This window comes from Bradyrhizobium sp. STM 3843 (genome assembly GCF_000239815.1).
Taxonomy (GTDB): Bacteria; Pseudomonadota; Alphaproteobacteria; order Rhizobiales; family Xanthobacteraceae; genus Bradyrhizobium.
Genome location: NZ_CAFK01000216.1, coordinates 22861 through 29466, shown reverse-complemented (window position 1 = coordinate 29466; position 6606 = coordinate 22861). Strand labels below are relative to the sequence as shown.

Here is a 6606-nt window from a genome sequence, read left to right as displayed (position 1 = left end):
GGAGATCTTCGAATGGTTGCCGCGGCAGTCACCACGCTTGGTGACGAAGTTGTAGATGCCGCCCTTGCCTTCCGAGTTGCCCGGATACCAGTTCTGCACCGTTGAATATTTGATCTCGGCATCATCGAGCGCGACCAGCTCGACGACCGCCGCATGCAGCTGGTTCTCGTCGCGCTGCGGCGCGGTGCAGCCTTCGAGATAGGAGACGTACGAGCCCTTGTCAGCGATGATCAGCGTGCGCTCGAACTGGCCAGTGTTGCGCTCGTTGATGCGGAAATAGGTCGACAGCTCCATCGGGCAGCGCACGGCCGCCGGCACGTAGACGAATGAGCCGTCGGAGAACACCGCCGAGTTCAGCGTCGCGTAGAAATTGTCTGAGGTCGGCACCACGCTGCCGAGATATTTCTGCACCAGCTCCGGATATTCGCGGATCGCCTCCGAGATCGGCATGAAGATCACGCCGGCCTTCTTCAGCTCCTCCTTGAACGTGGTCGCGACCGAGACCGAGTCGAACACCGCGTCGACCGCGATCTTGCGGCTCTCCGGACTGCCGGCCCCCGGGACCGGCTCGACGCCCTCGAGGATCGCGACCTCGCGCAGCGGGATGCCGAGCTTCTCGTAGGTCTTGAGGATCTCCGGATCGATCTCGTCGATCGAGGACAGCTGCTTCTTCGGCTTCGGCGCCGCGTAGTAATAGATGTCCTGGAAGTCGATCTTGGGATAGTCGACGCGCGCCCAAGTCGGCTCCTCCATGGTCAGCCAGCGGCGATACGCCTCCAGCCGCCATTCGAGCATCCAGGCGGGCTCGTTCTTCTTCTCCGAAATAAAGCGGACAATGTCTTCGGACAGCCCCTTGGGGGCCTTTTCGGATTCGATGGCTGTCTCGAACCCATATCTATACTGGTCGACGTCGATCCGCCTGACGCGGTCGACCGTCTCTTGTACGGCTGGCATTCCATCCTCCGCTCGCGGTTTCAAGGACCGCGGTGGACCTCTTCTGGAACCGTCTTACGACGTTTCTCCGGCGAAATCACCTATCTAGAATCGCTCAAGCTCTGTTTCGCCGCTCCTCTTAAGTAAGCTCAGGGACAGCTTTCGCCAAGCCTCCAAACAGCGATCCACGTCCTCCGGACCCGTAGACCAGCCCAGACTGAGGCGCACCGCTCCCTGTGCCAAAGCGGAACTGGCGCCCATGGCTTCCAGGACGTGGGATGGCTGCACCTTGCCGGAAGAGCAGGCTGAGCCGGACGAGACCGCGATTCCAGCCAGATCGAAGCCGATTACCGCCGTTTCAGCCTTCATCCCGGGGGCGGCAAACAGCGTCGTATTCGGTAGCCGGGGAGCGTCCGACGAGAACACAACCACGCCGGTGGTCTGGCGCAGGCCGGCCTCGAGACGGTCACGCAAGCTGCCGACCCGCGCCAAGTCCGCGTCCAAAGCCGCCATGGCGGCCTTCACGGCCGCGCCGAAGCCCGCGATTCCGCTCACATTTTCGGTGCCGGCGCGGCGGCCGCGCTCCTGGCCGCCACCCCGCAACAGCGCTGCGGGGCCTTCGATCCCAGCGCCCAGCATGAGGGCGCCGACGCCTTTCGGGCCACCGATCTTATGCGCAGAAACGGTCGCAAGGTTCACGCCTAATTCGCTGACATTGAATGGTATTTTTCCAAAGGCCTGGATCGCATCGACGTGCAGAATTCCACCCGCCTGGCGTACCTGCTCAGCCACCTGCGAAATCGGTTGAAGCGCGCCGGTCTCGTTATTGGCAGCCATGACCGAGACCAGCGCCGGCGGGCCACCGGCGAGCATCGCCCGCAGACGCTCCAGGTCCACCACCCCGGATGGGGTCACAGGGATGGTGCTGAGCTCCTTTCGGTCGAACTGCCCGCCCGCCAGCACCGAGGCGTGTTCCACCGCCGAGACCAAGAGCCGTTCGACCGGTCCGGCGGGTGCGCGCAAGCCGGGGCTGAGCGCGAGAACATTGGCCTCGGTTCCGCCGGACGTGAACACCACGTTCCGCGGCGCGGCCCCGAGCACCCGCGCAATGCTCTCGCGCGCCTCCTCGATCACCCGCCGCGCCTGCCGTCCCTCGGCATGCACGGACGAGGGATTGCCGACCAGGTCGAACGCCGCCGTCATTGCGGCCCGAGACTCGGGCCGCAGCGGCGTGGTGGCATTCCAATCGAGATAGACGCGATCCGGCATGGTCCCTCTTACCACCTTCTGGCATCCGGCCAATCGGAACCGACAGCCTCAGGCGGGCTGCGGAATGACCTTGACCGGCTGCTTCGCCTCCATCCGCAATCCGAACAGCGGCCTGAGCCAGGTGATCCGCCGCACGATCTCATAGGTCGACACGCACACAAGCACGGTGCCTCCAATGACGATCGAAGCTTCGAGGCCGGCCGACAGCCCGCTGCCCTGCAGGGCGTGCGCGATCATGATGATCGCGGTCTGATGCACGATGTAATAGGGGAAGATCGCGTCCGTCAGATAGCGGCGCACCGGTCCATCGGCGGTGAAGTGGCGCCGCGCCTGCCCCAGCACCGCGGCCATCGCGAGCCATTGGTAGCAGCCATAGGCGACACCAGCGCTGATTTTCAACGCCGGTGGCGGCGCGAGTGTCGCGCCGAGGCCCGCGCGCAGCAGGATGAAGACGGTGAACGAGCCGGCCGCGACGGCGAGCGTCGCCCAGCGCTGGCGTTCCAGCTCGGACCAGACGCTGTCCTGCCGCGCCAGCAGGAAGCCGATCAGGAACGCCGTCGCATAGTCGGCGTGGTTGTACCAGTCCCCGAACAGCGCATGGGTCGACGGAAAGTTCGGGAACAGAGCGAGCCGCCACACGACGAACAGCAGGCATGGCAGGATCAGGAGCCATGGGCCGGCGAGCGCAGCCGCGAGCCGGGTTCCGAGCCGGTCGGCCAGCGGCGGCCACAGCGCCAGCACGCCGAGGAGCGCAACTGTGTAGACCCACAGATAGACCACAAACCAGAGATGGTTCCAGGTCGGCAGCACGATGCAGGGACCGGGGCAGAACTGCACCGCGAAGCTGAGATAATGCCGCAGGTAGAAATCGAGGAAGCCCGCAGGATATCCGGCGCTCTCGACCACCTGGTCATAGGCCTGTGGCGGCACGATCACCAGCATGCCGAAGATCAGCGGAATCAGCAGTCGGGCTGACCGTGCGCGGAGCAATGCCAGCCGGTCGTATTTGCCGAGCATGAAGCGGGTCGCCACTCCCGATACCAGGAACAAGAGCGCCAGCCTCCAGGGATTGAGAAACAGCATCAGGGGCTCCAGCCAGACCAGCCGGTGCGCGCTCTTGATATGGAATCCCCAGGATACGTAGAGCATGCCGACGTGGTAGAAGATCAGGAGCCCGAACGCTCCAATCCGCACCCAGTCGAGATCGATGCGTCGTTCCGAGGTCGTATGTTTCTGCGGTGTTGACATCGCTACCGCTTCCTTGCCCTTGCCCGGTCGGCGAGCACGATTGTCGCGCCAGGACTGATGAGATTGGCCTGAGATGAAGATGGCCGAGACGAAACATGCCAGCGATGCCGGTGGCGTCGAGCCTGTTCGGGACCAGCACCGGAGCCCGTGGGATGAACCGCCGCCGGCTGGGACGAGCGGTGGTCGTTACGGGATCAGCGGCAGCGATTGGGCAGTGTTCGGCGCCATCGCGGGCATCGCGATTGCGATCGGTATCGTGAACGCCCTGTCGACGGCACAGGAAGCAGCCCGGCGTGGCAACAGCTATGACCCCGGCCGGCTGGTGTTCTGGGAACTGTCGAGCATCGCCGTCATCCTGTTGGCGATGCCGATCCTGGTTCTCGCCGTTCGGCGCCTGCGCCGGACCTCACGCTGGCTGCCCCGGGTCGTGATCGCGGCGGGCGCTGTGATAAGCTTCTCGACCGTCCATATCGCCGGCATGGTTGGGATCCGAAAGCTCGTGCTTTGGGCGGTCGGAAGCTCGTACGACTTCAACACCTCATTCGCGACGCTGCTGTATGAATTCCGCAAGGACGTGGTGACCGCGATGCTGATCGGGAGCACGATCTGGCTGGTCGACAGCCGGCGCGACCTGATGGCCGAACGCAGAAGCGAGTCGGGAGCGCCTGCAACGGCCAAGCCGGAACTGCCCCAGTCGATCTGGCTGCGCGACGGCGCCAGTCGGATCCGGATTGAGCCGCGACAGATTCTCTCGGTCGCCTCCGCCGGCAATTACATCGAATACCGCCTTGCCGACGGCTCAGAGCACCTGATCCGCGGGACGCTGGCGGCCGCCGAAGCGGAGCTTGCGCCGTTCCGGATCGTTCGCGTGCACAGGACCAAGCTTGCCAATCTCGATCGGGTGAGAGGCGTCGATTTCAAGCCGTCGGGCGATTTCGAACTCATGTTCGACAACGGCCAGTCACTGCAAGGCAGCCGCCGCTACCGCGCCGGCGTGAGCGCGCTGGAGCACCGCGCAGCGCCATCCTGAGCGGCGGCCGGCATCGGAGCCAGATGCGCCCAATCACGATGTTCGGCAGCAATTCCAGGTACATAGAAGAGGTCAGCGGGACGCGGGACCGGGGCAGCACGGAGCTGCGGCACAACGGCCCGCTAACATCTTGAACCTGGTGCCGGATGTTGAAAATCCTTGCTTTTTGCCCTGCGCTCCATGTTAGAAGCGGCCTTCCGTTCACGATGGTACCGCCCGCGTGTTTCACCGGATGGTGCCCCGATCACCACTTTTTCCAGCAGAGTTTCGTCGGCGAGGCGCCAGATGAAGCACGGGCGAAGTCGGTCGACGATCTGCCAAGGATTCCAAGGGTTCTCTGATGCCTGAAGTCATCTTCAACGGTCCGGCTGGCCGTCTCGAAGGCCGTTATCATCCGGCCAAGCAGAAGAACGCGCCGATTGCGATGATCCTGCATCCGCATCCGCAGTTCCATGGCACGATGAACCACCAGATCGTGTACCAGTGCTATTACGCCTTTGCCCATCGCGGCTTCTCGGTGCTGCGCTTCAACTTCCGCGGCGTTGGCCGCAGCCAGGGCTCGTTCGACCATGGCACCGGCGAATTGTCGGATGCGGCGTCCGCGCTCGACTGGGCCCAGACCATCAATCCCGAGGCGCGCGCCTGCTGGGTCGCGGGGTTCTCGTTCGGCGCCTGGATCGGCATGCAGCTTCTGATGCGCCGCCCGGAGGTCGAGGGCTTCATCTCGATCGCGCCGCCCGCCAACCTCTATGACTTCTCGTTCCTGGCGCCCTGCCCGTCCTCCGGACTGATCGTCCACGGCGAAAGGGATGCGGTGGTGCCGCCGAAGGACGTCAACACGCTGGTGGAAAAGCTGAAGACGCAGAAGGGCATCGTGATCGATCAGCAGGTCATCCCCGGCGCCAACCACTTCTTTGACGGCAAGCTCGAGCCGCTGATGGAGACGATCACCGCCTATCTCGACATGCGGCTCGCCAACGTACGCTGAGCTCCCTCGTCCGCGGGCGATGTTGCTTCGCCCGCGGATGTCACGACTCTATGCCGGCGCGAGTTTGAGCGCCGCGATGCCGGCCAGCACCAGCGCGATCCCGGCAAGCTTGGTCACGCTCACGGACTCGCCGAATAGCAGCACACCCATCAGCACCGTGCCCGCAGCGCCGATCCCGGTCCACACCGCATAGGCGATGCCGACCTCAAGCACCTGCAGCGTGCGCCCGAGCAGGAAGACAAAGGCTGCAAGCAGCACCAGTGACACGAGGCTCCAGCCGAGGCGCGTGTAGCCGTCGGCATATTTCATCGCGATCGCCCAGCCGACGTCCAGCACGCCGGCAACGATCAGCGCAAGCCAAGCCACCGGTGCCGACATCTCACGCCGCGATTTTCAACAAATGCGCATCGTGCCGCGCCAGGAACGCGCGCAGCAGCTGCGGATAGTCGGCGCCGACGGCCGCCTTCACGCTGGGTCGCTGCGCCAGCGCGGTCCGCCAGGCCCGCAGCTTCGGCGTCTCGGCGAACACATGGAGGTCGCTGAGTTCGTCGAAGATGTCGAAATAGCGGAAGATCGGCGCGAACACCGCATCCACCAAGCTGAAGCTTTCGCCTGCGAAGAACGGCCCTTGCCTGAGCGCAGCTTCCACGCGCGCGAATTTGGCGATCACCGCGTGCCGCTTGGCCTCGAATGTCGCGGCATCGGCCGCGGTCTCCAGGCCCCACAGATCGGACAGGATCGCCGAGCCGAATTCCATCCAGGCGCGATGCTCGGCACGCTTGAGCGGATCGGCAGGATGCAGCCTCAGTCCTGCTTGCGTCTCCTCGATATACTCGCAAATCACGTTGCTCTCGAACAGCGCCACCTCGCCTTGATGGGTGGCCACGGTCAGCACCGGCACCTTGCCGAGCGGCGAGATCTTCAGGAACCAGTCCGGCTTGTCGGCGAGATCGATATCGATCCGCTCGAAGGCGACACCCTTCTCGGTCAGGGCAATGACGGCCCGTTGCACATAGGGACAGAGTTTGTGGCTGATCAGCTTCAGTGCGGCGGCCATGGCGATCCTCGCTGTTCATGCAGATGCATCAAACTAGATGCATTTGCATCGAACAGTCAAGGTGGATGTATCTGCATCCAA

The 6606-nt window shown here is 64.1% G+C and carries 7 protein-coding genes; 2 read left to right on the top strand and 5 right to left on the bottom strand.

What is annotated here, in order from left to right; translation table 11 throughout:
* From sufB to BRAS3843_RS23065, 3 genes are all read right to left on the bottom strand, one after another.
* The coding region (sufB, locus tag BRAS3843_RS23075; protein WP_035982516.1) for a Fe-S cluster assembly protein SufB at positions 1-954 on the bottom strand (954 nt) is incomplete at its 3' end.
* Positions 955-1038: 84 nt separating this feature from the next.
* The gene (locus BRAS3843_RS23070; protein WP_008971479.1) at positions 1039-2202 is read right to left on the bottom strand and encodes a cysteine desulfurase family protein; all 1164 of its coding nucleotides are present in this window, start codon (positions 2200-2202) and stop codon (positions 1039-1041) included.
* 48 nt (positions 2203-2250) lie between these two features.
* On the bottom strand, positions 2251-3450 hold the full coding sequence (locus tag BRAS3843_RS23065; RefSeq protein WP_008971478.1) for an acyltransferase family protein: 1200 nt from the start codon (positions 3448-3450) through the stop codon (positions 2251-2253).
* A gap of 79 nt (positions 3451-3529) precedes the next feature.
* On the opposite strand from BRAS3843_RS23065, the gene BRAS3843_RS23060 reads away from it, so the two are divergent.
* The gene (locus BRAS3843_RS23060; RefSeq protein ID WP_008971477.1) at positions 3530-4480 is read left to right on the top strand and encodes a LytTR family DNA-binding domain-containing protein; all 951 of its coding nucleotides are present in this window, start codon (positions 3530-3532) and stop codon (positions 4478-4480) included.
* Between the two features lie 340 nt (positions 4481-4820).
* The gene (locus BRAS3843_RS23055; protein WP_008971476.1) at positions 4821-5468 is read left to right on the top strand and encodes an alpha/beta hydrolase; all 648 of its coding nucleotides are present in this window, start codon (positions 4821-4823) and stop codon (positions 5466-5468) included.
* A gap of 48 nt (positions 5469-5516) precedes the next feature.
* On the opposite strand, the gene BRAS3843_RS23050 is transcribed toward BRAS3843_RS23055, so the two are convergent.
* A complete protein-coding gene (locus tag BRAS3843_RS23050) occupies positions 5517-5846 on the bottom strand; it encodes a multidrug efflux SMR transporter (protein ID WP_008971475.1) in 330 nt (109 codons plus the stop codon).
* A 1-nt stretch (position 5847) separates the two neighbouring features.
* Entirely contained in the window at positions 5848-6525 is a 678-nt protein-coding gene (locus BRAS3843_RS23045; protein ID WP_008971474.1) for a glutathione S-transferase family protein, read from the bottom strand.
* Between the last annotated feature and the right edge of the window lie 81 nt (positions 6526-6606).

Bases quoted from the DNA above. Each gene is read 5' to 3' on its own strand.
- BRAS3843_RS23050 (WP_008971475.1), bottom strand. From the start codon at position 5,846: ATGTCGGCACCGGTGGCTTGGCTTGCGCTGATCGTTGCCGGCGTGCTG.
- BRAS3843_RS23045 (WP_008971474.1), bottom strand. From the start codon at position 6,525: ATGGCCGCCGCACTGAAGCTGATCAGCCACAAACTCTGTCCCTATGTG.
- BRAS3843_RS23070 (WP_008971479.1), bottom strand. From the start codon at position 2,202: ATGCCGGATCGCGTCTATCTCGATTGGAATGCCACCACGCCGCTGCGG.
- BRAS3843_RS23055 (WP_008971476.1), top strand. From the start codon at position 4,821: ATGCCTGAAGTCATCTTCAACGGTCCGGCTGGCCGTCTCGAAGGCCGT.
- BRAS3843_RS23060 (WP_008971477.1), top strand. From the start codon at position 3,530: ATGGCCGAGACGAAACATGCCAGCGATGCCGGTGGCGTCGAGCCTGTT.
- BRAS3843_RS23065 (WP_008971478.1), bottom strand. From the start codon at position 3,450: ATGTCAACACCGCAGAAACATACGACCTCGGAACGACGCATCGATCTC.